Here is a 24,985-nt window from a genome sequence, read left to right on the forward strand (position 1 = left end):
TCGGTGTGAACTGCTGTCATAACAGCTGCGCACCATACAAAAGGATATTACATTGCTTAATCCGACTATTCGTAAATTCCAATACGGCCAGCACACCGTTACGCTGGAAACCGGCATGATGGCTCGTCAGGCAACTGCCGCTGTTATGGTTAGCATGGACGACACCGCGGTATTCGTTACCGTTGTTGGCCAGAAAAAAGCCAAACCAGGTCAGAGCTTCTTCCCGCTGACGGTTAACTATCAGGAGCGTACTTACGCTGCTGGTCGTATCCCGGGTAGCTTCTTCCGTCGCGAAGGCCGTCCAAGCGAAGGCGAAACCCTGACTTCACGTCTGATTGACCGTCCGATTCGTCCTCTGTTCCCGGACTCCTTCCTGAATGAAGTTCAGGTTATCGCGACTGTGGTTTCCCTGAACCCACAAGTTAACCCTGACATCGTTGCGATGATCGGTGCGTCTGCTGCCCTGAGCCTGTCTGGTATTCCATTCAACGGCCCAATCGGTGCTGCACGCGTTGGTTACATCAACGACCAGTACGTTCTGAACCCAACCGCAGATGAGCTGAAAACAAGCCGTCTGGACCTGGTTGTTGCCGGTACTCAGGGCGCGGTTCTGATGGTTGAATCTGAAGCTGAAGTGCTGAGCGAAGATCAGATGCTGGGCGCGGTCGTATTCGGCCACGAACAACAACAAATCGTTATCGACAACATCAACTCACTGGTTGCTGAAGCCGGTAAGCCAAAATGGGACTGGCAGCCAGAAGTGGTTAACGCTGAGCTGCATGCCCGCGTTGCTGCACTGTCTGAATCCCGTCTGGGTGATGCGTATCTGATCACCGAGAAACAAGAGCGTTACAACCAGATCAACGTGATCAAGGCTGACGTTGTTCAGGCTCTGCAAGCTGAAGACGAATCCCTGGACGCTGGCGAAATCTCTGACATTCTGGGCAGCATCGAGAAAAACGTCGTGCGTAGCCGTGTGCTGCGTGGCGAGCCGCGTATCGATGGCCGTGAAAAAGACATGATCCGTGGTCTGGACGTGCGTACTGGTGTTCTGCCACGTACCCATGGTTCTGCTCTGTTCACCCGTGGTGAAACTCAGGCGCTGGTAACTGCAACACTGGGTACTGCCCGTGATGCACAGAACCTGGATGAGCTGATGGGCGAGAAAACTGACAGCTTCCTGTTCCACTACAATTTCCCTCCATACTCTGTAGGTGAAACCGGGATGGTGGGTTCGCCAAAACGTCGTGAGATTGGCCATGGCCGTCTTGCTAAACGTGGCGTGCTGGCGATGATGCCAAAACCAGAAGACTTCCCGTACACCGTACGTGTGGTTTCTGAGATCACTGAATCTAACGGTTCATCTTCAATGGCTTCTGTTTGTGGCGCATCTCTGGCCCTGATGGATGCAGGCGTGCCGATTAAAGCCGCTGTTGCGGGTATCGCAATGGGTCTGGTTAAAGAAGGCGAAAGCTTTATCGTTCTGTCCGACATTCTGGGTGACGAAGATCACCTGGGCGACATGGACTTTAAAGTGGCCGGTAGCCGCGACGGTATCACCGCGCTGCAGATGGACATTAAAATCGAAGGTATCACCCGCGAAATCATGCAGGTGGCTCTGAACCAGGCTAAGGGTGCGCGTCTGCACATTCTGGGCGTGATGGAACAGGCTATCAGCACCCCACGTGGCGATATCTCTCAGTTTGCTCCACGCATCCACACCATCAAGATCAGCCCGGACAAAATCAAGGACGTGATCGGTAAAGGTGGTTCTGTGATCCGTGCGCTGACTGAAGAAACAGGCACCACCATCGAAATCGAAGATGACGGTACTGTGAAAATCGCAGCAACCGACGGCGAGAAAGCAAAATACGCTATCCGTCGTATCGAAGAGATCACTGCTGAAATCGAAGTTGGCCGTATCTATCAGGGTAAAGTGACCCGTATCGTAGACTTTGGCGCATTTGTTGCCATCGGCGGCGGTAAAGAAGGTCTGGTTCACATCTCTCAGATCGCTGACAAGCGTGTTGAGAAAGTGACTGATTACCTGCAGATGGGTCAGGAAGTGCCGGTTAAAGTTCTCGAAGTTGACCGTCAGGGTCGTGTGCGTCTGAGCATCAAAGAAGCTACCGCACCTTCTCAGGACGAAACAACTGAGCAACCTGCAGCAGAATAATCCGTAACAGAAGTTTTACAGCTCCTTTCCATCTGGAAGGGAGCTGTTCGTCTCACGGACGCAGGACGCGTTTGTGTTAAGCAAGCGGATGACAGGATGTTCATCCAATGTTTGTCTCCGGGAGTAGAAATGAAGCCTTTCTTGCGCTGGTGTTATGTTGCGACAGCACTTATGTTGGCAGGATGCAGCAACCATGATTGGCGTAAAAATGAAGTTCTGGCGATTCCGTTGCAGCCGACGTTGCAGCAGGAAGTCATCCTGGCACGCATGGAACAAATACTTGCCAGTCGGTCATTAACCGATGATGAGAGAGCACAGCTATTATATGAGCGCGGTGTGCTGTATGATAGTCTCGGGCTAAGAGCACTGGCGCGAAATGATTTTTCACAAGCGCTGTCTATTCGTCCTGATATGCCAGAAGTTTTTAACTACCTGGGGATTTACCTAACGCAGGCAGGCAATTTCGATGCTGCCTATGAAGCGTTTGATTCTGTACTAGAGCTTGATCCAACTTACAACTACGCGCGTTTGAACCGAGGTATCGCCCTGTATTACGGTGGCCGATTCTCGTTAGCGCAGGATGATCTGCAGGCGTTTTATCGAGACGATCCAAATGATCCCTTCCGTTCGTTATGGCTTTATCTTGCGGAGCGAGAAATCAATCCGAAGAATGCCGACGTAGCGCTGCAACAGCGTTATGACAAAGCGGACAAAGGGCAATGGGGATGGAATATCGTCGAATTCTACCTGGGCAAAATCAGCGAATCTACGCTGATGGAACGCCTCAAGGCAGAAGCAACGGATAACACTTCGCTCGCTGAGCATCTCAGTGAAACTGACTTCTATTTAGGTAAGCATTACCTAAGTCTGGGGGACAAGAACAGCGCTGCGGCACTGTTCAAACTGACGGTAGCTAACAACGTTCATAACTTTGTTGAGCACCGCTATGCATTGTTGGAATTGGCGCTTTTGGGCCATGAGCAAGACGACCTATCAGAATCGGACCAGCAATAGCTGACGACACCAATCAGCCTGATTAATCATGGTTTTTACCATTTTTAAGCGCCTTAACGGGCGAGGGTTGCTTTGTTCGTTTTATAATCTAATTTGAGCCGGTTCACACTTTTCAATGAAAATGACTGAAAATTTTCTCGACGAGTTATGTAGACTGGCTGCCATTATTAATGAGGCACGTGTACATGACTACTGAGCTTGAAACCTCTTTTGCTGACCTGGGGCTGTCTGCTCCGATCATTTCTGCCCTGACTGATTTGGGCTACGAAAAACCTTCACCAATCCAGGCTGAGTGTATTCCTCACCTGTTAAATGGCCGCGACGTTCTGGGTATGGCTCAGACTGGTTCCGGTAAAACAGCTGCATTCTCCTTACCGCTGCTGCACAACATTGATGCTTCACTGAAAGCACCACAAATTCTTGTTCTGGCACCGACCCGCGAACTGGCGGTTCAGGTTGCTGAAGCAATGACTGATTTCTCTAAACACATGCATGGCGTGAATGTGGTTGCCCTTTACGGCGGCCAGCGCTATGACGTCCAGTTGCGCGCACTGCGTCAGGGACCACAAGTTGTTGTGGGTACACCGGGCCGTCTGCTGGACCACCTGAAACGCGGCACCCTGAACCTCTCTAACCTGAGCGGTCTGGTGCTGGACGAAGCCGATGAAATGCTGCGTATGGGCTTCATCGAAGACGTCGAAACTATCATGGCGCAGATCCCGGCTGAACATCAGACCGCGTTGTTCTCTGCAACCATGCCAGAAGCTATCCGTCGCATTACCCGTCGCTTCATGAAAGAGCCTCAGGAAGTGCGCATCCAGTCAAGCGTGACAACCCGTCCTGACATCAGCCAGAGCTACTGGTCTGTGTACGGCCTGCGTAAAAACGAAGCGCTGGTACGTTTCCTGGAAGCAGAAGATTTTGATGCGGCGATTATCTTCGTTCGTACCAAAAACGCGACCCTGGAAGTGGCTGAAGCCCTGGAACGTAGCGGCTACAGCAGCGCTGCACTGAACGGTGACATGAACCAGGCGCTGCGTGAGCAGACTCTGGAACGTCTGAAAGATGGCCGTCTGGACATTCTGATCGCAACCGACGTGGCAGCACGTGGTCTTGACGTAGAACGTATCAGCCTGGTTGTTAACTACGACATTCCGATGGACTCAGAATCTTACGTTCACCGTATCGGTCGTACCGGTCGTGCTGGCCGTGCAGGTCGCGCATTACTGTTCGTTGAGAACCGTGAACGTCGTCTGCTGCGTAACATTGAACGCACCATGAAGCTGACCATTCCGGAAGTTGAAATCCCAACTGCAGAAGTTCTGGGCGAACGTCGTCTGGCTAAGTTTGCAGCGAAAGTTCAGCAACAACTGGAAAGCAGTGATCTGGATCAGTACCGTGCGCTGCTGGCGAAACTGCAACCTGCAGAAGAGCTGGATGTGGAAACACTGGCTGCGGCACTGCTGAAAATGGCACAGGGCGAACGTCCTCTGATCGTTGCAGCGGATCCGGTCTTCAAAAGCCGTCCACCACGTCGTGAATTTGAAGACCGTGGCGACCGCGGTGATCGTGGCGATCGTCGTGACCGTCCGGCTCGCAGCAATGACCGTCCTGCACGTGATGGCGACAGCCCTCGTCGTGAGCGTCGTGACGCTGGCGAAATGGAACTGTATCGCATCGAAGTGGGTCGTGATGATGGTGTTGAAGTTCGTCACATCGTTGGCGCTATCGCTAACGAAGGCGACATCAGCAGCCGTTACATCGGTAACATCAAGCTGTTCGGTACGCACTCTACTATCGAACTGCCGAAAGGTATGCCGGGCGAGATCCTGTCTCACTTCACCCGTACGCGTATCCTGAACAAACCGATGAACATGCAGCTGATCGGTGATGCGGTGCCACAAGCTCCACGTCGTGATCGTCCGGCCGGTGCTGGGGGTGAGCGTCGTGGTAACGGTGCTCCGCGTCCATTCAACGGTGAACGTCGTGAAGGTGGCCGTGGTAACGGTGCTCCACGTTCTTTCAGCGGTGATCGTCGTGAAGGTTCTTCAGCTGCTGGCGACCGTCGTCCGCCAAGCCGCGCACCACGTCGTACTTCTGACGCATAATCTGCATTCAGTTCGCTGAACGTCAGATAATAAAAAACCAGCCTTCACCGGCTGGTTTTTTTTCGTCCTGAATTCAGGAAAGCGATTAGCTGATGCGCTGTTCTTTGACCAGTTCACCCTGCAACTGCGAAACGATTTCAAAGGAATGCAGACGTGCCTGATGATCAAAAATCTGGCCGTTGATCATCAGTTCATCGGCTTCGGTTTCGCGCAGAATGTTTTGCAGACCCTGACGCACCGTCTCCTGATTACCGACCACCGACATGCGCAACGCATTATCCACACCAAAGCGTTCCTGAGCTGACCACAAGCTTTCGATGTTATCGACCGGTGCAGGCAGTTTGCCCGGCATTCCGCGACGCAGATTAATGAACTGCTGCTGGTTGGAGGTAAACATGCGGCGCGCTTCTTCATCTGTATCCGCGGCGATAGCATTGATACAGACCATCGCATGCGGTTTCTCAAGCTGTGCTGAAGGCTGGAATTTGCTGCGATAAATCGCCAGTGCCTGATAAAGCATGTCCGGCGCGAAGTGCGAGGCGAAGGCAAACGGCAACCCAAGCGCCGCCGCCAGCTGGGCGCTGTACAGGCTTGAACCCAGTAACCATATTGGCACATGTAAACCTTGTCCCGGCACCGCCTGAACGGCCTGCTGCGGCTGAACGTCGCCGAAATACAGCTGCAATTCCTGTACATCCTGCGGGAAATTATCGACCTCACCGGAAAGATGGCGGCGCAGTGCAATCATCGTACGCTGATCGGTGCCCGGCGCGCGGCCCAGCCCCAGATCCACACGGTTCGGATACAGCGTGGCGAGCGTGCCGAACTGTTCAGCAATCACCAGCGGTGAGTGGTTGGGCAGCATCACGCCGCCGGAACCGACGCGGATGGTTTTCGTGCCGCCCGCAATATAGCCCAGCAGCACGGAAGTGGCCGCGCTGGCAATGCCGGTCATGTTGTGATGCTCAGCCATCCAGTAACGTTGATAGCCCCATTTTTCCGCGTTCTGCGCCAGTTCCAGTGAACACTGGAAGGCGCGGGCAGGATCGGCACCTTGCGGAACGGGAGCCAGGTCGAGCACGGAAAGGGGAACGGTATTTTTATCAGACATAATCGCGGCTCACTCTTGATGGAGGTGAGGGGAGAAGCATTCACTCCGCTCATAATTAGAACGAGTATTACCCAATAATGCCGTATTGAATACGGCATTTGTGCCCTTACATGCCGTTTAAACATCCTAAAAACAGACTGAAATAACTTAAACTATCATTTCGGCCAATATGTTGTTTTGTGTTAAAAACTCTCTGTTCACCCCGTTATTATTGAATCTGGCGAACAAAAAGGATGTCGCACCGATGAGTAAACGAATTTTACTGACCCTGCTGCTGGTTGCAGTCGCGGTTTCTCTGGCGGTGCTGTTTCGTGCGCACAATCAGGATCTGTTGTTACAGGGCGAAGTTGACGCGCCGGAAGTGATTGTGGCGTCGAAAGCCAAAGGCCGTGTGATTGAACGCCATGTGGAGCGCGGCGACGATGTTAAAGCCGGACAGCTGTTGATCACCCTCGACAGCCCTGAGCTGATGGCGCAGTTACGCGCCGCCGAAGCTGCCCGCGATCAGGCAAAAGCTCAGCTTGATCTCTCCGTTAACGGCACCCGCGAAGAAAGTATCCGTAACCTGAAGGCGACGCTGGCGCAGTCTCAGGCGGAATACATCAATGCCCGTGACCTCTACAACCGTAACGCCAAAGTGGCCGCGAAAGGGTTTATTTCGGCTTCTGATTTAGAAGATTCCCGCCGTGCCCGTGACAGTGCCTATCAGCAGGTATTAGTCGCCAAAGCCAATCTGGACGAAGGCGTGAACGGCGACCGTGTCGAACAGCGCGAAAGCTATGCCGCGCAGTTGCGGCAGGCGGAAGAAGATCTGCTGGAAGTGAAAGCGCAAACCGATGATTTACAGGTCAAAGCGCCGGTTGATGGCGAGGTCGGGCCGATCCCGGTGGAAGTGGGCGAGCTGCAAAGCGCTTCCAGCCCGTTGCTGACGTTAGTCCGTCTGCCGGATGCCTATTTCGTGTTTAACCTGCGGGAAGATATTCTGGCAGGCGTGCGAAAGGGCGACAAAGTGCAGATGCGCGTTCCCGCGCTGAATAACCAGATGATTGAAGCTGAAGTGCGCTACATTGCGCCACTCGGTGATTACGCCACCAAACGTGCCACGCGCGCGACCGGTGACTTCGATTTGAAAACCTTTGAAGTGCGTCTGTATCCCGCGAAGCCTGTGGCCGGCCTGCGTCAGGGCATGAGCGCGTTGTGGCAATGGAAGGCGAAGTGAAGCCGGTTAAAGCGCCGCGCAGCGAAAGGATAAAAGCCGCATGGCGCTGTTTCAGTCGTGCTTTTACCCGCGAGACCCGACATGCTTTCCGCAAGCCGGTGATCCACTGGCTGTGCTGGATTTTTCCTTTGCTGTTGTTCGGCCTGATCAGCAGTAACTTCTCTGAAGGCACCTTGCTGGATTTGCCGGTCTCGGTGGTGGATAACGATCACAGTTCGCTGTCGAAAACGCTGACCCGCAAACTGGATGCCGGATCACACGCGCATGTGCAGGCTTTTGCGGGCGGATTACCGGAGGCGGAATACCGTCTGCGTACCGCGCAGGATTACGCCCTGTTGTATATTCCTGATGATTTTGAAGCGGACGTGCTGGCGGGAAAACAACCCAGCGCCGTGCTCTATTACAACGCCTTATTTTACGGTGCCGGCCTGTATTCCACTCAGGATTTCAGCGGGCTGATCACCGAACTTAACACCAGCTACCGTTCTATAATAGCGACGAAAATTGGCAAAACGCTGCCGTCGCTGGCCAGCGTCGACGTCTCTTACGGCAGCCTGTTCAATGCCAGCGGCAGTTACATTTATTATCAGCAATTTGCGGCGACCATCCATCTGCTGCAACTGTTCACCGTGACCTGCATGATTTACGTGATGGCGCGCAGTCAGGCGTTACTCAGTGCGCCGTCTTTCACCCTGGCGCTGCTCGGCAAACTCGCCCCCTACACTTTGTGTTTCACCACCTTACTGATGGTAGAAATCGCCATGCTGGTGGGCTTTTTCGATGCGCGTGTCAGCGGTAATCCGTTGTATATGCTGGTGATTGGTTTCTTCTATGTCATCGCCGCGCAAAGTCTCGGTTTGCTGCTGTTCACTTTCACCAAAACCACCATCACGGCATACACCATGATGGGGATTTTCGTCAGTATCGCGCTGACGTTTTCCGGCATGGCGATCCCGGTCTTGTCGATGCCGCTGCCTGCGCGGATTATTTCGGGTATCGAACCGCTGAGTTACGCGCTGGCCGCCATGTTTGACGTCTTCCTGCGCGAAGTCTCGGTGCGCGGCATACTGATGGTGTGCTGCATACTGCTGATCTATCCGTTACTGACCAGCCTGCTGGTGCGCAAGCGCCTGTATATGCGGATGAAACAACAGGAGCCAGGCCAATGACCGGTCGCGAGTGGTGTAAAACCTGGTGGAAAACGTTCAGTAAAGTGCTGACCGGATTGCTCGATAAGCCGATGTGGATGATGCTGCTGCTTTCGCTGTGCGTGATGAGTCTGGTGTATGCCAACCGCACGGTGTGGGATTTGCCGGTGGCCGTGATCGACCAGGATCACAGCACGGCCAGCCGTATGCTGGCGCGCCAGCTCGATGCGGGATCGAAAATCGCCACGGTGGCTTACGACAATCTGGCTGAGGCGGAACACGATCTGGCGCTGCGGAAATTGTTCGCGGTGATTATTATGCCGGTCGATCTGGAGAAGAAGATCCTCGCCGGGCAAAACATCGTGATCCCGGTGTATGGCGATGCCACCAACCGGCTGGCGAACGGTCAGATCCAGCAGGACGTGCTGTCGGCGTATCAGTCGATCCTCACGCAGTACAACACCGATCTGCTGCTCAGCAACGGTTTCAGCGAGCGACAGGCCAGCGTGGTGCTTTCACCGATCCTCGGCCAGTCTCTTGATGTGTTTAACCCCGGCATCAGCTTTGCGGCGATTATTTTCCCCGGCTTGCTGGTGATGTTATTGCAGCACTCCTTGCTGATCGCCAGCGTACGCGTCAGCATTGTGCTCAACAGCGGCCCGTCTGGGAAACCGGCGATCCCGGCGTTTCTGGGCGGCATTTCGGCGCTAATCCCGGTCTGGCTGTTTCTGTCGATCGTGTTATTTGTGCTGTGGCCTTGGGTGCTGGGCTACCGGCAGACCGCCAGTATTCCGGAGATCCTGCTGCTGACCTTCCCGTTCCTGCTGGCGGTGCTGGGGCTTGGAAAGCTGGTGACAGAATGTCTGCGCAGCGTGGAGCTGATCTACCTGACGCTGGCGTTTCTGACCACGCCGGTGTTCTACATTTCCGGCACCATCTGGCCGTTACAGGCGATGCCTGCGTGGGTCAGGGCGATCTCTTCGATGCTGCCTTCAACGTGGGCGACCAAGGCGATTGCTGGCGTGAATCAGATGGGATTGCCGTTCAAAGACGTCGGCGGCGACATTCTGATGCTGCTGATCCTTTGTGGCTTTTACACCTTTATTGGCATTGCGGTGGGCATGCTGCGCGATGGCGTCCGGTTGCGGGCGATGTTCAGGCCGAAACCTCCGCACGCATAAAAAAAGGGAGATGACCGCCAGGCCATCTCCCTTTTTCATGTTGTCAGCGTGCGCTTACTGACGTAATTCCAGCCCGGCCACACGCTGCCAGTAGCCGTTACAGTCGGCTTTATCGGTGAGGGTGAGAGGCTGTAACCCGCGCTCGTTGTTGCGGAAGGCTTCCAGTGTGGCGAGCGTGTCCGGGGTTTCCGGCGACAGACGCACGATATCCACCAGTCCCTGCATCGACGTCAGTTCATTGCCGAGGTTATAGCAATAACCGCTCTGGGTCTGAATGCCGTTAAGCACAAACACCTGCTGATTTTCCTGTGACAGCATTTTCCGGCCCTGCGGATAATGGATGCAGCAGGTTTCGCATTCATCCTTCGCCCGGTTTTCAGAACGTGCGGTAAAACAGCGCGCCGAATAGGCCAGCGGCAGATGCCCGTATGACAATACTTCCACTTCAAACTTATCGCGGATGCCCAGATCCTGACACTGGTTCAGCAGATTCACCAGCCAGTCGCGGGAAAGCTCGACCGGCATACACCAGCGCACCATGCCTTGTTTATGCAGCAATTTCAGCGTGACCGCGTTATAGCAGTTCAGCGCATGGCCGACGACAAACGGCAGGTTACGTTCCGCCGCCATGTTTACCGCGCCGAAATCATTGGCTTCCAGCAAAAACTCGCCGTTTTCCACATAACGTTTCAGTTCGTTGAGTTCGGACGGTGCCTGCAACAATGCCAGCGTGGAAATGACCACCTGCTTGCCGGTCGCGGCCAGCTGGCGGGCGATCTCCAGCCAGTCATTCACCTTCATCTCACGGCGTTTGCTGCACACATTTTCGCCGAGATAAATCACATCCGCGCTGCTGGCGGCGGCGGCCTGATAAAAGTCTTCAACCTGCGCTTTCGGCCAGTAATACAGGATGGCACCCAAAGAATATTTCATCATCGTCTCTTTATTACTGCCACTTGCGGTGATAAGCACCGAGCGTCGTTTGTGTGCCCTCAGACATGGCACCCAGCGTCTTCATCCAGGCTTCATCGGTTTTGAAGTGCTGCGGATCGGCCATACAGCGGTCAATCGCCGCACGCCAGACGCGCGCCACCTGGCTGACATAGGCCGGGCTGCGCTGACGCCCTTCAATTTTCACCGAGGCAATATTGGCGGCAAACAGCTCCGGTAATAATTCCAGCGTATTCAGGCTGGTCGGCTCTTCCAGCGCATGATATTTCGCGCCATCCACCAGATAACGGCCTTTACACAGCGTCGGATAACCGGCGTTTTCGCCTTCGTCATAACGGTCGATCAGCACATCATTCAGGCGTGATTCCATGCCCTGCGCGGTTTGCTGCCAGCGCACGAACCGTGCCGGTGAACAGGCACCGACGGTATTCGGTGATTCGCCGGTCAGATAGGACGACAGATAACAGCGACCTTCGGCCATAATGCACAGGCTGCCGAAGGCGAACACTTCCAGCGGCACCACGGTGGTACGGGAAAGCTGACGCACCTGATGCATGGAAAGCACGCGCGGCAACACCACGCGGGCGACATCAAAGTTACGTTTATAGAAACGGATCGCCTCATCGTTAGTGGCAGACGCCTGCACCGACACATGGCGCTCAACGTGGGGATATTTATTCGCGGCATAATCAAGCATCGCCAGATCCGCCAGAATCAGGGCATCTGCGCCGAGCTGCGCGGCCATATCAATGGCGCGTTCCCAGCGCTGATAACCGTCGGGGTGCGCAAACGTATTAATGGCGATATGCAGTTTGCGGCGGTGACGGTGGACGTAACTGGCGGCTTCCTGCAGCTTTTTCTCCGTGAAATTCAGACCGGCGAAATGGCGGGCGTTGGTGTCATCTTTCAGACCGATATAAACCGCATCCGCGCCATTGTCGATCGCCGCTTTCAGCGCAGGTAAATTCCCTGCCGGGCAAAGTAGCTCCATTCTCGTTCCTTACTGCAACCGGCCAGCCAGAGCTGAAGGGTTGGGGGTGATGAAAAGCCAGTTGCCGACGTCATTCATTCATCAGTCAGGGCTTTGATTGGCGAACTATTTTAGAGAAGCTATGGATGCAATATTTTGATTTGAGGCAGTTTCTGCGGCGTTGAAAGGCATACCATTGTCGGGGAGGTTGTACGTGGCGTTTTTCTGTTGCAGTATTTATTGATGTAGACCGCTGAACAATACCGACGTTATGGCAAAATAGGCCGTATAACTGCCTTAAAACTTGCCGAAAAGTTACCGAAAGGAGTAGTGCCAGTGTTGCAAAAACTACGTGCACGTATGGTCCGTCAGGGGCCATCCCTGTTGAGTGTGCCCTTGAAATTCACGCCGTTTGCGTTGCAGCGACAGGTTTTGCAACAGGTGCTGAGCTGGCAGCTTCGTCAGGCGCTGGCGGATGGTGAACTGGATTTCCTCGAGGACCGCTGGTTAAAAATTGAGGTCAGCGATCTGAATCTGAGCTGGCTGATGTCAGTGGAAGAAGGCAAGCTGGTGATCGCCGAACAGGGCGACGCCGATGTCAGTTTCAGCGGCACGGCGAATGATCTGATCCTGATCGCCGCCCGTAAAGAAGACCCGGATACGCTGTTCTTCCAGCGCCGTCTGCACATTGAAGGCGACACTGAGCTGGGTCTGTATGTGAAAAACCTGATGGATTCTATCGATCTCGATACCATGCCGCTGTTGTTGAAAAACGGTCTGCTGCGTCTGGCCGATTTCGTCGAAGCGGGACTGCAAGAGGACCGCGAGCCGCAAGCTCCGGTAGCTGAGCCATGTTAATCCGTACTGAAATTCCGGTCGATGCCGCGGGCATAGACCGCCTGTTGCGTGCCTCATTCCCCACCGGCGCAGAAGCCGATCTGGTGCAGGAATTACGCGAAGATGGCCTGCTGACGCTGGGCGTGGTTGCCACGGATGATGAAGGCGGCGTGGTCGGTTATGTGGCGTTTTGTCCGGTGGACATTCAGGGCGAAGACCGCAACTGGGTGGCGCTGGCGCCGCTGGCGGTGGAACAATCCCTGCGCGGTCAGGGGCTGGGCGAAAAACTGGTGTATGAAGGGTTAGATTCCCTGAATGAATTCGGTTACGCCGCTGTCGTGGTGCTTGGCGACCCTGCGTATTACAACCGTTTCGGTTTCAAACCTGCTGCCGTTCACGGCCTGCGCTGCCGCTGGATCGGCACCGAAGCCGCTTTCCAGCTGTTTACCCTGTCGGACGATGCACTGACTGACGCCAGCGGTGAAGTGGTCTTTCCGTCAGCGTTCAATCGTTTCTGAATCTTTTCAGAGACAGCAAAGGCCGGATCCCCGGCCTTTTTCATTTTCCGTCTTCCGTCAATCCCAGATAGTTTTCCAGACATGCCGGTGCGTTGCGGACCAGCAATTCTTTCTGCGCCTTACTCAGCTTTTTAACTTTCAGCTCCAGTCTGGACGCCAGCGAACGGTCACCGGCCTGGCAATGGAACGCCAGCTGCAATTCCCCTTTTCCGCGCAATGCCTTCGCGCCTTTTCCGCACTGATGCTGGCCGAGACGCCGTGTTACGTCGGTGGTGATGCCGGTATAAAGCATACCGGTCGGGGTTCTCAGCATATATAAAAACCAGTGAGCGGTGGCGGACATAAGCGCGGGTACCGGAAAGAAAAGGTTATGTAAGTTTACCCGAAAGGCACAACAGAGTGAGGCAAAACATTGGCATACAGCGTTAAACTGTCAGAAATGACAATAAGGACCGGCGATGAATAACCCTGATGACCTGAAACATATCCTGACGTTTCTAAAAAAAAATCATGTGCTGGCGCTGTGTGCCGCCGCTGACGGTGAGATGTGGAGCGCCAATTGTTTTTACGTCACCGACGCAGACCGCATGACGCTGTATTTCATGACCGAGCTGAAAACCCTGCACGGCACGCTGATGTCCCGCTCACCACAGATTGTCGGCACCATTGCGCCGCACCCGAAAACCATCGCGCTGATCAAAGGCATTCAGTACCGCGGTGAAGCCACCGTGCTGGCGGGGGAAGAAGAACGTCATGCCCGCCATCTGTACTGCAAACATTTTCCGGTCGCCATCGCCATGAAAGCACCGGTCTGGGCGCTGAAACTCCGTCACATCAAAATGACCGATAACGCGCTGGGATTTGGCAAGAAACTGCTGTGGGATCGGGAAGGGGAATAGCCCCTCTGCGCGGAGAGGGGCGTCGGGACTACGCGGCCAGAATCCTCAGGGATTCACGGTTAAACGCAGGCAGATCATCCGGTGTGCGGCTGGTGACCAGCGTATCCTGATCGACCACCACTTCTTTATCGTAAAACTCGGCACCGGCATTTTTCACATCCACCACCACCGGTTTCACCGTGGTGAGTTTACGGCCGCGCACGACATCGGCGTTAATCAGTAACTGCGGGCCGTGGCAGATGGCAAATATAGGTTTGCCGCTTTCGGCGAACGCCCGGGTGAATGCGACAAAACGGTCGTCGCCGCGCAGGGTATCCGGCGAATGTCCGCCCGGCAGCAACAGGGCGTCAAAGTCTGACACTTTCACTTCATCGATCGATTTATCAATGGTGACGGACGCTTTGCCCTGTTTCCCTTTGACGACGTTACCCGCTTTGTTCTCGATAGTGACGATCTGATGCCCCGCCTTGCGGTAAGCCTCGGCGGGCGAGGTGAATTCTGCATCTTCAAATTCATCAGTGACGAGTACCGCTATTTTCTTGCTCATGGTTCCTCCTGCTGAGAATGTGTTTTTCATCATGCACTCTTAAGCCTAGGACTCCGCCGTGGTCAGATCAAACTGGATTCGTCCGAGTTCGGGCAGGTAACAGGAACTGTCTTATAGCGTGATATTCACATTCGGGTAACACTTCAATTCTCTGCGATTGTGTGCCGTTATTTAAAAGGAAGTGATATGGCAAAAGTTCTTCTGCTGGGCGGAAGTGGTCTGATTGGGCGCGAGCTTTTACGCCTGTTACAGCTTGATCCGCGGGTCAGCCGCATTGTGGCACCGAGCCGCCATCCGCTGCCGCCGGGCAATAAATTAATCAACCCGCTGGGCAATAATCTGACGTCGCTGGTGGTGGCGCTGGATGAACCTGTCGATTTGCTGTTCTGCTGTCTGGGTACCACGCGTAAACAGGCGGGCAGTGCGCAGGCCTTCCGGGCGGTGGATTACGATCTGGTGGTCGACTGCGCCAAGGCCGCGCGGGAGCTGGGTGCGCGCCATTGTCTGGCGGTCAGTGCGCACGGCGCGGATGCACGCTCGCGTTTTCTGTATAACCGTACCAAAGGCGAAATGGAACTGGCGCTGATGCAGCAGGGATGGCCGTTGCTGACGCTGGTCCGTCCCTCATTGCTGGTGGGCAAACGTCATCCGCCGCGCCTGCTCGAGCAACTCAGCGCGCCGTTATTTAAAATGCTGCCGGGTAAATGGAAAGCCATCGATTCAGACATTGTGGCGAAAGCCTTGCAGGAGCAGGCATTTAACGCCGGTCTGGGCGGCATTACCGTGCTGGAATCCGATCAGATTGCGGCCAGTATCGAAGATCTTTAATTCGCGGGATCCGCTCAGCCGGATCCGTGTGATAAGGTATCAGGCAAAAAACGCGAATTTTCTGCCTGTCGGTCCTCACAAATACTTTTCCGCAAACACGGCCAGATCCCTGAAGTCCGGCATCCTTTCTTTCAGCGTGTCATGATCCCAGTCCCACCACTGACTTTTCTCGATCCGGGCGATCATCGTGTCGTCAAAGCGCATGCCGATCTTTTTGGCGGCGACACCGGCGACGATGGCATACGGCTCGACGTCTTTGGTCACCACCGCTGAGGTGCCGATCACTGCGCCATTGCCGACGCTGACGCCGGGCATCAGCACCGCGTTATGGCCAATCCACACATCATTTCCCACCGTGACGTGATGCTCACGCCGCCAGTTGAAGAAATCCTGATCGTCCTCCCCCAGTCCGTAGGCTGAACTGCGATAAGTAAAATGGTGCTGCGCCACACGCTGATAAGTCGGATGATTGCCGGGATTGATCCGCACATACGTGGCGATCGATACAAATTTGCCGATCGTGGCATAGAAGATCTGATTGTTTCCGGCGGTGTAAGAATAATCGCCGATCTGCGTCTCTTCGATGATCGCGTTATCGGCAATATGCACGTACTGTCCGAGTTGCGAGCGGTTCAGTTCCACCTGCTGACCGATTTTAGCCCGTGCATAATCCTGATCATCTGCCGGTGAAAACGGAGAAATAATGTCGCTCATAATATCCTTCATGATGAAGTAACGGGATAAATGTAGGCATTCACCGGCAGCGAAAGGATCGCCAGTAAATGCTGTAACGTTTCCTGCAATGCGCCGTCGTTGTTCAGCAGATGACAGCCGGCAGGCAGCGCACTGGCATATTCTCTGGCGCGCTGAAGACGGCCGGCAACCTGCGCCGCGTCTTCGCGTCCGCGCCGCGTCAGACGTTCCACCAGCACGGTTTCAGACACCAGCAGACATACCGGCACCAGCCGCTGACCATAACGCTGACGGGCTTTTTCCAGATGCGCCCGCGAGCCGTTGATCACCACGTGACAGCCCAGTTGCATCCAGTGGTCGATTTCAATGCCGACGCCGTACCGGCACTGGTGCGCATACCAGTCCAGCGCGAACAATCCCTGCCGGTGACGCTGAATAAATTCGGCTTCGCTCAGGGCAATATGATTTTCAGAACCGGCATCGGCAGGGCGGGTGATATAACGATGCGCCACCGCGACATTGGCCGGTAAATGCTGGCGCAGGGCGTCGAGCAGACTGTCCTTTCCCGATCCCGAAGCGCCCATCAGATAAAGTAAACGACTCATTTTATCTCCTTACTGAGTAAGAATCCGGCCTGCTCCCACCCCTTGGGGTATTAATGGCACCTGAGTGATTTGCTAAACCCCCCTCCCAGCCTCCCCCTTCGCAGGGGGAGGAGCAGAAACTCAGGCACGGTTGCTGAGTAAGAATCCGGCCAGCTCCCTCCACTGCGAAGGGGAGGGCTGGAGTGGGGTATTAATGGCACCTGAGTGATTTGCTAAACCCCCTCCCGGCCTCCCCCTTCGCAGGGGGAGGAGCAGAAACTCACGCACGGTTGCTGAGCCAGAATCCGGCCAGCTCCCTCCCCTGCGAAGGGGAGGGTTGGGGTGGGGTATTAATGGCATCTGAGTGGTTTGCAACCCCCTCCCGGCGCAAAACTCTCCTCCCTTCAGAACACCTGAATGCCCTGACGCCAGACGTTTTGCACGTAGTGATGTTCGCCATGCGCCCGTGCCAGCACCAGATCCGCGCGTTTTCCTTCGGCAATTTCTCCGCGATCCTGCAACCCGAGCGCGTTAGCCGGATTGCGCGTCACCAGCTTCACCGCCTGCGGCAAACTGAACGCATTGCTCTCATCGGTGGCAATGCGGAACACCGCGTCGAGCAGGCTGGCGGGGTAATAATCGGAAGAGAGAATATCCAGCAGCCCCAGAGACGCCAGATGGTGCGCCGCGACGTTGCCGGAATGCGAGCCGCCGCGCACGATATTGGGAGCGCCCATTAGCACCTGCAAACCGTTGGCGTGAGAGGCGCGCGCGGCTTCTTCCGTTGTCGGGAATTCGGCGATCACGCTGCCGAGCGCCAGGGATTCTTCGACGTGCGCGGCGGTGGCATCGTCGTGGCTGGCCAGCGAAATAGTGCGCTCACGGCAGCGGGCGGCAATTGCTTCACGGTTTGGCTGTGCCCAGCGGCGCGACAGGGCGATCTGCTCTTCCTGATAGTCGTCCATCTGTTCGTCGTTGAGGTTGTACTTGCCCTGATAATATTCGCGGTACTTCTGCGGCGTGGCGAACTGGCGCTGACCCGGCGAGTGATCCATCAGCGACACCAGGGATAAAACCGGCGTATCCATCAGCTTCTCAAACAGCGGCAACGTGGTCTCATGCGGCAGCTCGCAGCGCAGATGCAGACGGTGCTCGGCGCGGTTCAGCCCGGCGTTCTGGCTGTTCACAATCGCGTCGATCATCTTTTGCAGATTTTCCAGACGATGGCCGCCGTCGCGCACGTCACCGACCGCCACGGCGTCCAGCACCGTGGTGATGCCGCTGGCGACCATCAGCGCATCGTGGCTGCTCATGGCGGAATGTGCAGGCCAGTCCACTTTCGGGCGGGGGGTGAAAAATTTATCCAGATTGTCGGTGTGCAGCTCGATTAAACCCGGCAGTAACCAGCCGCCCTGCGCATCCAGCGCCTGTGGCAACTGACTGCGGCTGTCAGCGAAGGCGCTGATCACGCCGTTTTTCATCTCCAGCGACCCTTCAACCACCTGATCGTCGAGCACCAGTTTTACGTTATTAATGATCATGCGGACATCTCCGGCGCGGTTTCATGGCTCATTTCATACAAACGATCGGCAACGCGTTCGCGGACATCTTCATCATGAAAAATCCCGACCACCGCCGCACCGCGCGCTTTGGCCTGTTCAATCAGCGTCACCACCGCCGCGCGATTGGTGGCATCCAGCGAGGCGGTCGGCTCATCGAGCAACAGCACCGGGTAATCCACCACAAAGCCTCGTGCGATATTCACGCGCTGCTGTTCGCCGCCGGAGAACGTCGACGGGGCAAGATGCCACAGACGTTCCGGCACGTTCAGATGGCGCAGCAGGGCGCTGGCGCGGGCTTCGCTCTGCGCTTTATCCACGCCCAGTTCCAGCAGCGGCTGCATCACCAGATTCAGGGCGCTGATACGCGGGATCACCCGCAGAAACTGGCTGACCCAGCCGACCGTATGTCGGCGCACCGCCAGAATCTCACGCGCTTCGGCGCTGACCATATCGATCTGCTGTCCCTGATGTTCCACCCAGATCTTGCCGCTGTCCGGCAGATAATTGCCGTAGAGAGAGCGCAATAACGTGGATTTCCCGCTGCCGGAATGGCCGTGCAACACCACGCATTCCCCGGCACTGACTGTCAGACTGGCGTTGCTGAACACCGGCAATCTGGCGCTGTTCTGGTTATGCAGGACAAAGGTTTTACTGAGATTTTCGACCCTGAGCTTCGTCGTCATTTTGGTCACTCATTGTGTAAAAGGGTTAGGAAAGGACAGAGGAGACTAAAAGCTGCGTATACGGATGATGGGGATCGTCGAGCACGCGGTCGGTTAATCCACTTTCCACCACCTGACCTTGTTTCATCACCAGCAAACGGTGCGCCAGCAGGCGGGCGACGCCCAGATCATGGGTGACAATCACCACCGCCAGCTGCATTTCCACCACCAGTGTGCGCAGTAAATCCAGCAGACGCGCCTGCACGGACACGTCCAGCCCGCCGGTCGGTTCATCCATAAACACCAGCCGCGGATGCGTCACCAGATTGCGGGCGATTTGCAGACGTTGCTGCATCCCGCCGGAAAACGTAGTCGGCAGGTCATCAATGCGGGAAACCGGAATTTCGACATCTTCCAGCCACTGACCGGCTTTTTTGCGGATATCGCCGTAATGACGTTCACCGACCGCCATCAGACGCTCGCCGATATTGCCCCCGGCCGAAACCTGGCGGCGTAAACCGTCCATCGGATGCTGATGCACCACGCCCCAGTCGGTGCGCAGCAAACGGCGGCGGTCACTTTCGGCCATCTCATACAACGACTGCGCGGGTGTCTGACCGTTGTTGTAAATCACATTGCCAAGCTGCGGTGCGAGACGGGCGGAAATTGACTGCAACAGCGTGGTTTTGCCCGAGCCGGATTCGCCGACAATACCCAGCACTTCGCCGGGATACAGACTGAACGACACATCGCTGAAGCCTTTGCCCGGCGCATAAAGATGGGTCAGGTTATTCACCGACAGCAGGGGTTCAGCGGCCAGATTTAACGGAGTGTTCATCAGCGGTTACCCTCGTTGGAAGCCTGTTGCTCAAGCTGCTGAGCGCAAAAATCGGTGTCGGAGCACACGAACATGCGGTTGCCCTGATCGTCGAGCACCACTTCATCGAGATAGCTGTGGTGTGAACCGCAGAGCGCGCAGGGTTCATCCCATTGCTGGACGGTGAAAGGATGATCGTCGAAATCCAGACTTTCGACTTTGGTGAACGGCGGCAGGGCGTAAATACGTTTTTCACGTCCGGCACCGAACAGCTGTAACGCGGGCATCATGTTCATTTTCAGGTTATCAAATTTCGGGATCGGCGACGGATCCATCACGTAGCGGTCATTCACTTTCACCGGATAGGCGTAAGTGGTGGCGATATGCCCGAAGCGCGCGATGTCTTCATACAGTTTCACCTGCATCACGCCGTACTCTTCCAGCGCGTGCATTTTGCGGGTTTCCGTTTCACGCGGTTCAATAAAGCGCAGCGGCTCAGGGATCGGCACCTGAAAAATCAGGATCTGATCTTCCTGCAACGGCGTTTCCGGAATGCGGTGGCGGGTCTGGATCAGGCTGGCTTCCACGGTTTTGCCGGTGGTTTTCACGCCGGCGACGCTCTGGAAGAATTTGCGGATCGACACGGCGTTGGTGGTGTCATCCGCACCCTGATCAATCACTTTCAGCACGTCGTTTTCGCCAATCACGCTGGCGGTCAGCTGGATCCCGCCGGTGCCCCAGCCGTAAGGCATCGGCATCTCGCGACCGGCGAACGGCACCTGATAACCGGGGATCGCCACCGCTTTGAGGATCGCACGGCGGATCATGCGTTTGGTCTGCTCGTCGAGATAACCGTGGTTGTAACCGGTGATCGTGTGGGCGGCATTATTGTTCATGGGCGGGATCCTGTTGTTTCGCGGCGCGCAGGCGTTTTAATAACTCCAGTTCGGCCTGAAAATCGACGTAATGCGGCAGCTTGAGGTGCGAGACAAAACCGGCGGCTTCGACGTTATCGGCGTGGGACAAGACGAATTCTTCATCCTGCGCCGGGCTGCTGATTTGTTCGTGGTATTCGCGGGTTTGCAGGGCGCGGTCAACCAGTGACATCGACATCGCCTTGCGCTCGGCGCGGCCAAACACCAGCCCGTAGCCCCGGGTGAAATGCGGTGGCTTGTCTTCCGGCGCGATAAAACCGTTCACCATTTCGCATTCGGTCAGCAGGATCTCGCCGATATCAATCGCAAAACCCAGTTCTTCCGGCACGATTTCCACGGTCAGCCAGCCGGTACGGATTTCACCGGCAAACGGATGGGTACGGCCATATCCGCGCTGGGTGGAATAACTCAGTGACAGCAGAAAACCTTCGTCGCCGCGCACCAGTTGTTGCAGACGCGCCGCGCGTGACGCCGGATACACCGGGGGCGTGCGGGTGATATCTTCCGGCTCACTGCCGTCGTCTTCCTCCTGCACCGCCAGTTGTTGTTGCGTCAGCAAATCAAACACATGGCCGCACTCTTCGGGCTGTGGCTCATCGGCCACCGGTGTGAAGGGCGCTTCGCCTTCCGCCAGCAGGGCAAAATCCAGCAGGCGGTGGGTGTAATCGTAGGTCGGGCCGAGTACCTGACCGCCGGGTAAATCTTTATAAATGGCGGAAATACGGCGTTCCAGACGCATCGACCGGGTGTTCAGCGGTTCGCTGGTCGCCAGACGCGGCAGGGTGGTGCGGTAAGCGCGCAGCAGGAAAATGGCTTCCACCAGATCACCGCCGGATTGCTTAATCGCCAGCGCCGCCAGTTCGCGGTCGTAAATTCCGCCTTCACTCATGACGCGATCTACCGCCAGACCCAGTTGCTGTTCGATCTGGTCACAGCCCAGTTCACTGACCCCGGTGTCGCCACGACGCTCGTGCGCCAGCAACTGATGAGCGGCGGCAATCGCCTTCTCACCTCCTTTCACGGCGACGTACATCAGCACACCTCCACGCGCGTGGTGCGCGGCACGGCAATCAGGTCTTCGCCGCAGGTGAACATAAAGTCCAGACCCAGCGGGAAACGGTGAGGGCGGTTGAGCAGATAATCGCGGACACAATCAGGCAACTGCGGGGAAATCATGCGGCTGCTTTCAATGCCCGGCCCGCGCAGACGCAGCGGTGTGCCGCCGGTCAGGCTTTCCAGCTGAACAATCACGCTGGTCGCCAGTTCCGGTGACATCTCATCGCCGCACGGGAAAGCCAGCAGGGTGGCGCTGTCGAGCGCCGGATCGGCCAGCGCAAAACTGACAGAGGACGGATCATCGGTGAGCAGCGCGCCGGTATGAAAGCGCAGGTTCTTACGCAGAATTTCATCGTTAAGCGATGCGCTCAGCCACAGCGGCGTGTCCTGATCGATAAGTGTCAGCAGCACGCAGGCGCTGGCGGAACCTAAGGCACCAAAACCGGGCATGGCAGGCAACGGCACGCTGACACCCGGCTCACTTAACGCCTTGAGAATACGACGGAAACTGTACTGTGCATCGGCAACCGGATGTTGAAAACTGGCAACTAGTGACATGCGTTATTCTCCGCGAACCAGGGTAAAGAAATCGACGCGGCTGGAAGCCACTTCACGGGCGCGTTGCTGGCGGCGTTCCTGTTGCAGCGCGGCCAGCGGGGCAATCACGCGTTTGTGCAGCAATTCGTCCATGCCCTGCATTTGCAGCAGCGCATCAATCACTGCACACAGTTCGGCGTGCGGTTTATGACGCCCGCTGACGTAGCTGTAGCCGTAGACGCCGCCGTCTAACTGAATGACGGCGCGGGTGACGGTCATATCGCCCATCACAAAACGTTTGCCGGTAGCGCCCATGCGGCCCTGAAGCTGAGTCAGTCCGGTTTCAGGGGCACGAATACGTTCGAATTGCGGTGATAAATTCAGCGGCTGCCAGTGCGCAAGCAGTTCATCGGGGCGGCTGTGAGCCAGCACCGACATCCAGCGCTGGCGGGTTTGCAGGTGATCCATTCAGTGCTCCATGGTCAGTTCGATCATGTCGGCGCGCGTCAGGCTGACGGAATATTCCGCCACCGCATCGCTGCCTTCACAGATGTTCAGGGTGCGGACACACAGCAGCGGTGCCTGCGGGACGATTTCGAGTAATTTGCTTTCTTTCGCCAGCGCGCGGCGGGCATTGATACGGGTGGTACGGCGGCTGAGCTTTTGCTTAATTTCCTCACGGATAAAATCGTGCAAGGAGCCGCTGTGGAAATTTTGCAGCGCAGGCCACCAGTCGAGATCCGGCAGGTAGTGATCAATCACGCAGACCGGCACGCCGTTGACGCGGCGCAGCGTGCGCAGGTGGATCACCGTATCGCCCTCCTGACGTGACAGCGCCGCGGCAACGTGATCGGTGGCCGGACGCAGTACCGCCAGCAGACGTTCGCTGGTCGGGTGACTGCCCTGATCCAGCAGGTTCTGGCTGAAACGTGCCTGCGAATGCAGCGGATAATCATAAGGCCGCATCAGCACCAGCGTGCCAATGCCCTGACGGCGTTGCAGCCAGCCGCGATCCACCAGTTCATCCACTGCACGGCGCAGCGTATGGCGGTTCACCTGAAAACGTTCGGCAAGCTGTTGTTCCGGCGGCAGATAATCGCCGCAGCGGTAACCGTTACGCAGCTCCTGTTCCAGTTCAGCAGCGATTTGCTGATATACCGTTGTATGACTGGTCGGATGTCTAGATAAGTTCATCACAATGAATACCTCGCACGGGATAAACGGGCAATGGCAGGGGAAAGTTGAAAACGTTCTGAAAGGGTCATGATGCAAACCTCAGTGTGGCGTTGGCATCATCTTGGCCGTGCTAAGTGACAATTGGGTGAAGGTCTGGTTGCAGGAAAATGAAGAGTTGGAAGGGAGTCAACGGTGTGGGCATTTTGAGGGTGAAAATCATAAATGCCCGATACAATTTACAGCGTGTTTAATGCGCAGATAATTCGTTTTTTTCTGAAAGTGATGACAAAATATTTTTGAATATAATTTCTGCTGGAATAAATTCGAGAGGTTTGGGAAAGGTTCTGTCAAACGCTAATTCGCTATAATCGGAAGCATAAATGACGTTATGCAGATGTGGATCTTGTTGAGGTTCACAACCGTTTTCTTTACGCGTAACAAATAAACTAACGGTTTTTATTTCCAGCGAAGTTGCGATATGCAAAGTCCCTGTGTCTGGCGTGATAAGGATATCAATCGCATTCAAGGTATGCGCTAAGCCTTGCAGTGTAGTTTTCCCAATGTGATTAACCACCTTGTGACTTGTCTCCTCCGTAAGGCCTTTGACAAAGGTATCACCCAATGGCTTTTCAGAAGGCGCTCCAAATAAATGAAACTCACACAATGGGGAATGGAGTGAGAGCATCTCTGTCAGTTGTTGCAGTGTTGTTTCTGGCAGATAACGATTAGGTTTTGATGCACCAAGCTGATAGCCGATGATCAATGGAGATGTACTGTCTTTCATGATTTTTGGCACTTCGGCAGGAAAAAACATTTTTTTCCCCTGGGTGTCACAACCCAACTTACTGATCAGTGCAAGATGATTGAGTACCGGTGGCGTACATGGATCTAAAACAAAATGATCGCATACATTGAAAAGTTTTTTTATATCATTATTAAAGTAGTGTTTGATAATGAAATTAGATCTGGAAAAAACAGAAAGTATTAAATCATAAGGTGTGCGGGAATGAAATATTACGGAAATCTCTGGTTTGAATTTTCTGATTTCAGGTAACGCTTTAAGGACATCTGTAAGCGTGCTATCCATATAAACGACCTTATTTATAAAGTTGTTCTCCCCAATAATGCCTTTATTTTTATGGCTGATAACAGCAAGTATCTCAGCGTGGGGGTATTTTTCCTTTAAAGCGCGGATAGCAGGCGTGCAAAATAAAAAATCACCCAATAATTTGTTTGAGATGATCATTATTCTTTTAAAGTTTTGATGTTCAAAAGAGAGGTTGTTGCTGTTTTTTTTAGTGAAGTGACGGTATTTTCTTAGCACGAAAGAAATAAACTTCATCCGAAGATCTGAATAAGACATTTTCAACCTCTTTTATATTATGGGGTTATCTTATCCCAGCGTAAAAGGATATTCAAATGTCAGATGTCAATATCTGGATTAAAAATTTGCAGT

Annotated in this window: 27 protein-coding genes; 11 read left to right on the forward strand and 16 right to left on the reverse strand. The window is 55.0% G+C overall.

Annotation, left to right across the window (positions count from 1 at the left end):
- Positions 1-52 precede the first annotated feature (52 nt).
- The 4 genes from pnp (at position 53) to J9880_RS10230 (ending at position 5,298) form a co-directional block, all read left to right on the forward strand.
- Entirely contained in the window at positions 53-2,176 is a 2,124-nt protein-coding gene (gene pnp, locus J9880_RS10220; RefSeq protein WP_095923652.1) for a polyribonucleotide nucleotidyltransferase, read from the forward strand.
- A 129-nt stretch (positions 2,177-2,305) separates the two neighbouring features.
- The gene (gene nlpI / locus J9880_RS10225; protein WP_232770401.1) at positions 2,306-3,190 is read left to right on the forward strand and encodes a lipoprotein NlpI; all 885 of its coding nucleotides are present in this window, start codon (positions 2,306-2,308) and stop codon (positions 3,188-3,190) included.
- Positions 3,191-3,311: 121 nt separating this feature from the next.
- Positions 3,312-3,386, forward strand: coding sequence for a protein YrbN (yrbN, locus tag J9880_RS25190; protein WP_223499600.1), 75 nt, complete (start codon positions 3,312-3,314; stop codon positions 3,384-3,386).
- The gene (locus J9880_RS10230) at positions 3,376-5,298 is read left to right on the forward strand and encodes a DEAD/DEAH family ATP-dependent RNA helicase (RefSeq protein WP_095923651.1); all 1,923 of its coding nucleotides are present in this window, start codon (positions 3,376-3,378) and stop codon (positions 5,296-5,298) included. Before yrbN ends, J9880_RS10230 begins: the two co-directional genes overlap by 11 nt.
- Positions 5,299-5,383: 85 nt before the next feature.
- Here J9880_RS10230 and J9880_RS10235 read toward each other — a convergent pair whose 3' ends face one another.
- Positions 5,384-6,409, reverse strand: coding sequence for a luciferase-like monooxygenase (locus J9880_RS10235; RefSeq protein WP_095923650.1), 1,026 nt, complete (start codon positions 6,407-6,409; stop codon positions 5,384-5,386).
- A 244-nt stretch (positions 6,410-6,653) separates the two neighbouring features.
- Here J9880_RS10235 and J9880_RS10240 point away from each other — a divergent pair, with 244 nt between their 5' ends.
- Genes J9880_RS10240 through J9880_RS10250 form a run of 3 tightly spaced genes read left to right on the forward strand, consistent with a single transcriptional unit; the run spans position 6,654 to position 9,957 of the window.
- Positions 6,654-7,628, forward strand: coding sequence for an HlyD family secretion protein (locus J9880_RS10240; RefSeq protein ID WP_232770402.1), 975 nt, complete (start codon positions 6,654-6,656; stop codon positions 7,626-7,628).
- Positions 7,613-8,797 carry an ABC transporter permease gene (locus tag J9880_RS10245; protein ID WP_195818098.1) on the forward strand — a complete coding sequence of 395 codons (1,185 nt, stop codon included), beginning with the start codon at positions 7,613-7,615 and terminating at the stop codon, positions 8,795-8,797. Before J9880_RS10240 ends, J9880_RS10245 begins: the two co-directional genes overlap by 16 nt.
- Entirely contained in the window at positions 8,794-9,957 is a 1,164-nt protein-coding gene (locus J9880_RS10250; protein ID WP_095923649.1) for an ABC transporter permease, read from the forward strand. The genes J9880_RS10245 and J9880_RS10250 overlap by 4 nt, the downstream gene beginning before the upstream one ends.
- Positions 9,958-10,011: 54 nt before the next feature.
- Here the strand turns inward: J9880_RS10250 and J9880_RS10255 are convergent, their stop codons facing one another.
- Both J9880_RS10255 and ubiU read right to left on the reverse strand, forming a co-directional pair.
- Positions 10,012-10,890: a U32 family peptidase gene (locus J9880_RS10255; protein ID WP_195818021.1), complete on the reverse strand. Its 879-nt coding sequence runs from the start codon at positions 10,888-10,890 to the stop codon at positions 10,012-10,014.
- Between the two features lie 13 nt (positions 10,891-10,903).
- Positions 10,904-11,899 carry a ubiquinone anaerobic biosynthesis protein UbiU gene (gene ubiU, locus J9880_RS10260; RefSeq protein WP_119823392.1) on the reverse strand — a complete coding sequence of 332 codons (996 nt, stop codon included), beginning with the start codon at positions 11,897-11,899 and terminating at the stop codon, positions 10,904-10,906.
- A gap of 315 nt (positions 11,900-12,214) precedes the next feature.
- Here ubiU and ubiT point away from each other — a divergent pair, with 315 nt between their 5' ends.
- Together ubiT and J9880_RS10270 are read left to right on the forward strand one after the other, a co-directional pair.
- A complete protein-coding gene (ubiT, locus tag J9880_RS10265; RefSeq protein WP_095923646.1) occupies positions 12,215-12,736 on the forward strand; it encodes a ubiquinone anaerobic biosynthesis accessory factor UbiT in 522 nt (173 codons plus the stop codon).
- Positions 12,730-13,233, forward strand: a complete 504-nt coding sequence (locus tag J9880_RS10270; protein WP_195818022.1) for a GNAT family N-acetyltransferase — start codon at positions 12,730-12,732, stop codon at positions 13,231-13,233. Before ubiT ends, J9880_RS10270 begins: the two co-directional genes overlap by 7 nt.
- Before the next feature lie 40 nt (positions 13,234-13,273).
- Here the strand turns inward: J9880_RS10270 and J9880_RS10275 are convergent, their stop codons facing one another.
- A complete protein-coding gene (locus J9880_RS10275) occupies positions 13,274-13,576 on the reverse strand; it encodes a GIY-YIG nuclease family protein (protein WP_095923644.1) in 303 nt (100 codons plus the stop codon).
- A 115-nt stretch (positions 13,577-13,691) separates the two neighbouring features.
- On the opposite strand from J9880_RS10275, the gene J9880_RS10280 reads away from it, so the two are divergent.
- Complete coding sequence (locus J9880_RS10280) at positions 13,692-14,132, forward strand: YhbP family protein (RefSeq protein WP_095923643.1); 441 nt, start codon at positions 13,692-13,694, stop codon at positions 14,130-14,132.
- A gap of 28 nt (positions 14,133-14,160) precedes the next feature.
- Here the strand turns inward: J9880_RS10280 and J9880_RS10285 are convergent, their stop codons facing one another.
- Complete coding sequence (locus J9880_RS10285; protein ID WP_232770403.1) at positions 14,161-14,679, reverse strand: type 1 glutamine amidotransferase domain-containing protein; 519 nt, start codon at positions 14,677-14,679, stop codon at positions 14,161-14,163.
- A 186-nt stretch (positions 14,680-14,865) separates the two neighbouring features.
- Between J9880_RS10285 and J9880_RS10290 the strand changes: the two genes are divergently transcribed.
- Positions 14,866-15,507 carry a Rossmann-fold NAD(P)-binding domain-containing protein gene (locus tag J9880_RS10290; protein WP_095923641.1) on the forward strand — a complete coding sequence of 214 codons (642 nt, stop codon included), beginning with the start codon at positions 14,866-14,868 and terminating at the stop codon, positions 15,505-15,507.
- A gap of 75 nt (positions 15,508-15,582) precedes the next feature.
- Here the strand turns inward: J9880_RS10290 and J9880_RS10295 are convergent, their stop codons facing one another.
- The 11 genes from J9880_RS10295 to J9880_RS10345 all read right to left on the reverse strand — a co-directional run bounded on the left by J9880_RS10295 (position 15,583) and on the right by J9880_RS10345 (position 24,892).
- Entirely contained in the window at positions 15,583-16,221 is a 639-nt protein-coding gene (locus J9880_RS10295) for a DapH/DapD/GlmU-related protein (RefSeq protein WP_095923640.1), read from the reverse strand.
- A gap of 8 nt (positions 16,222-16,229) precedes the next feature.
- Positions 16,230-16,805, reverse strand: coding sequence for a ribose 1,5-bisphosphokinase (gene phnN / locus J9880_RS10300; RefSeq protein ID WP_232770404.1), 576 nt, complete (start codon positions 16,803-16,805; stop codon positions 16,230-16,232).
- A gap of 383 nt (positions 16,806-17,188) precedes the next feature.
- Positions 17,189-18,325 (reverse strand): alpha-D-ribose 1-methylphosphonate 5-triphosphate diphosphatase, encoded by a 1,137-nt coding sequence (gene phnM / locus J9880_RS10305; protein WP_232770405.1) that lies wholly within the window; start codon positions 18,323-18,325, stop codon positions 17,189-17,191.
- Entirely contained in the window at positions 18,322-19,029 is a 708-nt protein-coding gene (gene phnL, locus J9880_RS10310) for a phosphonate C-P lyase system protein PhnL (RefSeq protein ID WP_232770406.1), read from the reverse strand. The genes phnM and phnL overlap by 4 nt, the downstream gene beginning before the upstream one ends.
- Before the next feature lie 25 nt (positions 19,030-19,054).
- Positions 19,055-19,846: a phosphonate C-P lyase system protein PhnK gene (phnK, locus tag J9880_RS10315; RefSeq protein WP_232770407.1), complete on the reverse strand. Its 792-nt coding sequence runs from the start codon at positions 19,844-19,846 to the stop codon at positions 19,055-19,057.
- Positions 19,846-20,721 carry an alpha-D-ribose 1-methylphosphonate 5-phosphate C-P-lyase PhnJ gene (locus tag J9880_RS10320; protein ID WP_232770408.1) on the reverse strand — a complete coding sequence of 292 codons (876 nt, stop codon included), beginning with the start codon at positions 20,719-20,721 and terminating at the stop codon, positions 19,846-19,848. The genes phnK and J9880_RS10320 overlap by 1 nt, the downstream gene beginning before the upstream one ends.
- Positions 20,711-21,793, reverse strand: coding sequence for a carbon-phosphorus lyase complex subunit PhnI (locus tag J9880_RS10325; RefSeq protein ID WP_232770409.1), 1,083 nt, complete (start codon positions 21,791-21,793; stop codon positions 20,711-20,713). The genes J9880_RS10320 and J9880_RS10325 overlap by 11 nt, the downstream gene beginning before the upstream one ends.
- Positions 21,793-22,374: a phosphonate C-P lyase system protein PhnH gene (gene phnH, locus J9880_RS10330; protein WP_095923633.1), complete on the reverse strand. Its 582-nt coding sequence runs from the start codon at positions 22,372-22,374 to the stop codon at positions 21,793-21,795. The genes J9880_RS10325 and phnH overlap by 1 nt, the downstream gene beginning before the upstream one ends.
- Positions 22,375-22,377: 3 nt before the next feature.
- Positions 22,378-22,821 (reverse strand): phosphonate C-P lyase system protein PhnG, encoded by a 444-nt coding sequence (phnG, locus tag J9880_RS10335; RefSeq protein WP_095923632.1) that lies wholly within the window; start codon positions 22,819-22,821, stop codon positions 22,378-22,380.
- On the reverse strand, positions 22,822-23,547 hold the full coding sequence (phnF, locus tag J9880_RS10340) for a phosphonate metabolism transcriptional regulator PhnF (RefSeq protein WP_119823376.1): 726 nt from the start codon (positions 23,545-23,547) through the stop codon (positions 22,822-22,824). It lies immediately after the preceding gene.
- A 229-nt stretch (positions 23,548-23,776) separates the two neighbouring features.
- Positions 23,777-24,892: a glycosyltransferase family 9 protein gene (locus J9880_RS10345; RefSeq protein WP_119823374.1), complete on the reverse strand. Its 1,116-nt coding sequence runs from the start codon at positions 24,890-24,892 to the stop codon at positions 23,777-23,779.
- Positions 24,893-24,985 lie beyond the last annotated feature (93 nt).

It is taken from the genome of Rahnella victoriana (assembly GCF_021276285.1).
GTDB classification, from domain to species: Bacteria; Pseudomonadota; Gammaproteobacteria; order Enterobacterales; family Enterobacteriaceae; genus Rahnella; species Rahnella victoriana.

What these genes read in the sequence shown, in the direction of transcription:
- nlpI (WP_232770401.1), top strand. Translation starts at nt 2,306, where the DNA reads ATGAAGCCTTTCTTGCGCTGGTGTTATGTTGCGACAGCACTTATGTTG.
- J9880_RS10230 (WP_095923651.1), top strand. Translation starts at nt 3,376, where the DNA reads ATGACTACTGAGCTTGAAACCTCTTTTGCTGACCTGGGGCTGTCTGCT.
- J9880_RS10235 (WP_095923650.1), bottom strand. Translation starts at nt 6,409, where the DNA reads ATGTCTGATAAAAATACCGTTCCCCTTTCCGTGCTCGACCTGGCTCCC.
- J9880_RS10240 (WP_232770402.1), top strand. Translation starts at nt 6,654, where the DNA reads ATGAGTAAACGAATTTTACTGACCCTGCTGCTGGTTGCAGTCGCGGTT.
- J9880_RS10245 (WP_195818098.1), top strand. Translation starts at nt 7,613, where the DNA reads ATGGAAGGCGAAGTGAAGCCGGTTAAAGCGCCGCGCAGCGAAAGGATA.
- J9880_RS10250 (WP_095923649.1), top strand. Translation starts at nt 8,794, where the DNA reads ATGACCGGTCGCGAGTGGTGTAAAACCTGGTGGAAAACGTTCAGTAAA.
- J9880_RS10255 (WP_195818021.1), bottom strand. Translation starts at nt 10,890, where the DNA reads ATGAAATATTCTTTGGGTGCCATCCTGTATTACTGGCCGAAAGCGCAG.
- ubiU (WP_119823392.1), bottom strand. Translation starts at nt 11,899, where the DNA reads ATGGAGCTACTTTGCCCGGCAGGGAATTTACCTGCGCTGAAAGCGGCG.
- J9880_RS10270 (WP_195818022.1), top strand. Translation starts at nt 12,730, where the DNA reads ATGTTAATCCGTACTGAAATTCCGGTCGATGCCGCGGGCATAGACCGC.
- J9880_RS10275 (WP_095923644.1), bottom strand. Translation starts at nt 13,576, where the DNA reads ATGTCCGCCACCGCTCACTGGTTTTTATATATGCTGAGAACCCCGACC.
- J9880_RS10280 (WP_095923643.1), top strand. Translation starts at nt 13,692, where the DNA reads ATGAATAACCCTGATGACCTGAAACATATCCTGACGTTTCTAAAAAAA.
- J9880_RS10285 (WP_232770403.1), bottom strand. Translation starts at nt 14,679, where the DNA reads ATGAGCAAGAAAATAGCGGTACTCGTCACTGATGAATTTGAAGATGCA.
- J9880_RS10290 (WP_095923641.1), top strand. Translation starts at nt 14,866, where the DNA reads ATGGCAAAAGTTCTTCTGCTGGGCGGAAGTGGTCTGATTGGGCGCGAG.
- J9880_RS10295 (WP_095923640.1), bottom strand. Translation starts at nt 16,221, where the DNA reads ATGAGCGACATTATTTCTCCGTTTTCACCGGCAGATGATCAGGATTAT.
- phnN (WP_232770404.1), bottom strand. Translation starts at nt 16,805, where the DNA reads ATGAGTCGTTTACTTTATCTGATGGGCGCTTCGGGATCGGGAAAGGAC.
- phnM (WP_232770405.1), bottom strand. Translation starts at nt 18,325, where the DNA reads ATGATCATTAATAACGTAAAACTGGTGCTCGACGATCAGGTGGTTGAA.
- phnL (WP_232770406.1), bottom strand. Translation starts at nt 19,029, where the DNA reads ATGACGACGAAGCTCAGGGTCGAAAATCTCAGTAAAACCTTTGTCCTG.
- phnK (WP_232770407.1), bottom strand. Translation starts at nt 19,846, where the DNA reads ATGAACACTCCGTTAAATCTGGCCGCTGAACCCCTGCTGTCGGTGAAT.
- J9880_RS10320 (WP_232770408.1), bottom strand. Translation starts at nt 20,721, where the DNA reads ATGAACAATAATGCCGCCCACACGATCACCGGTTACAACCACGGTTAT.
- J9880_RS10325 (WP_232770409.1), bottom strand. Translation starts at nt 21,793, where the DNA reads ATGTACGTCGCCGTGAAAGGAGGTGAGAAGGCGATTGCCGCCGCTCAT.
- phnH (WP_095923633.1), bottom strand. Translation starts at nt 22,374, where the DNA reads ATGTCACTAGTTGCCAGTTTTCAACATCCGGTTGCCGATGCACAGTAC.
- phnG (WP_095923632.1), bottom strand. Translation starts at nt 22,821, where the DNA reads ATGGATCACCTGCAAACCCGCCAGCGCTGGATGTCGGTGCTGGCTCAC.
- phnF (WP_119823376.1), bottom strand. Translation starts at nt 23,547, where the DNA reads ATGAACTTATCTAGACATCCGACCAGTCATACAACGGTATATCAGCAA.
- J9880_RS10345 (WP_119823374.1), bottom strand. Translation starts at nt 24,892, where the DNA reads ATGTCTTATTCAGATCTTCGGATGAAGTTTATTTCTTTCGTGCTAAGA.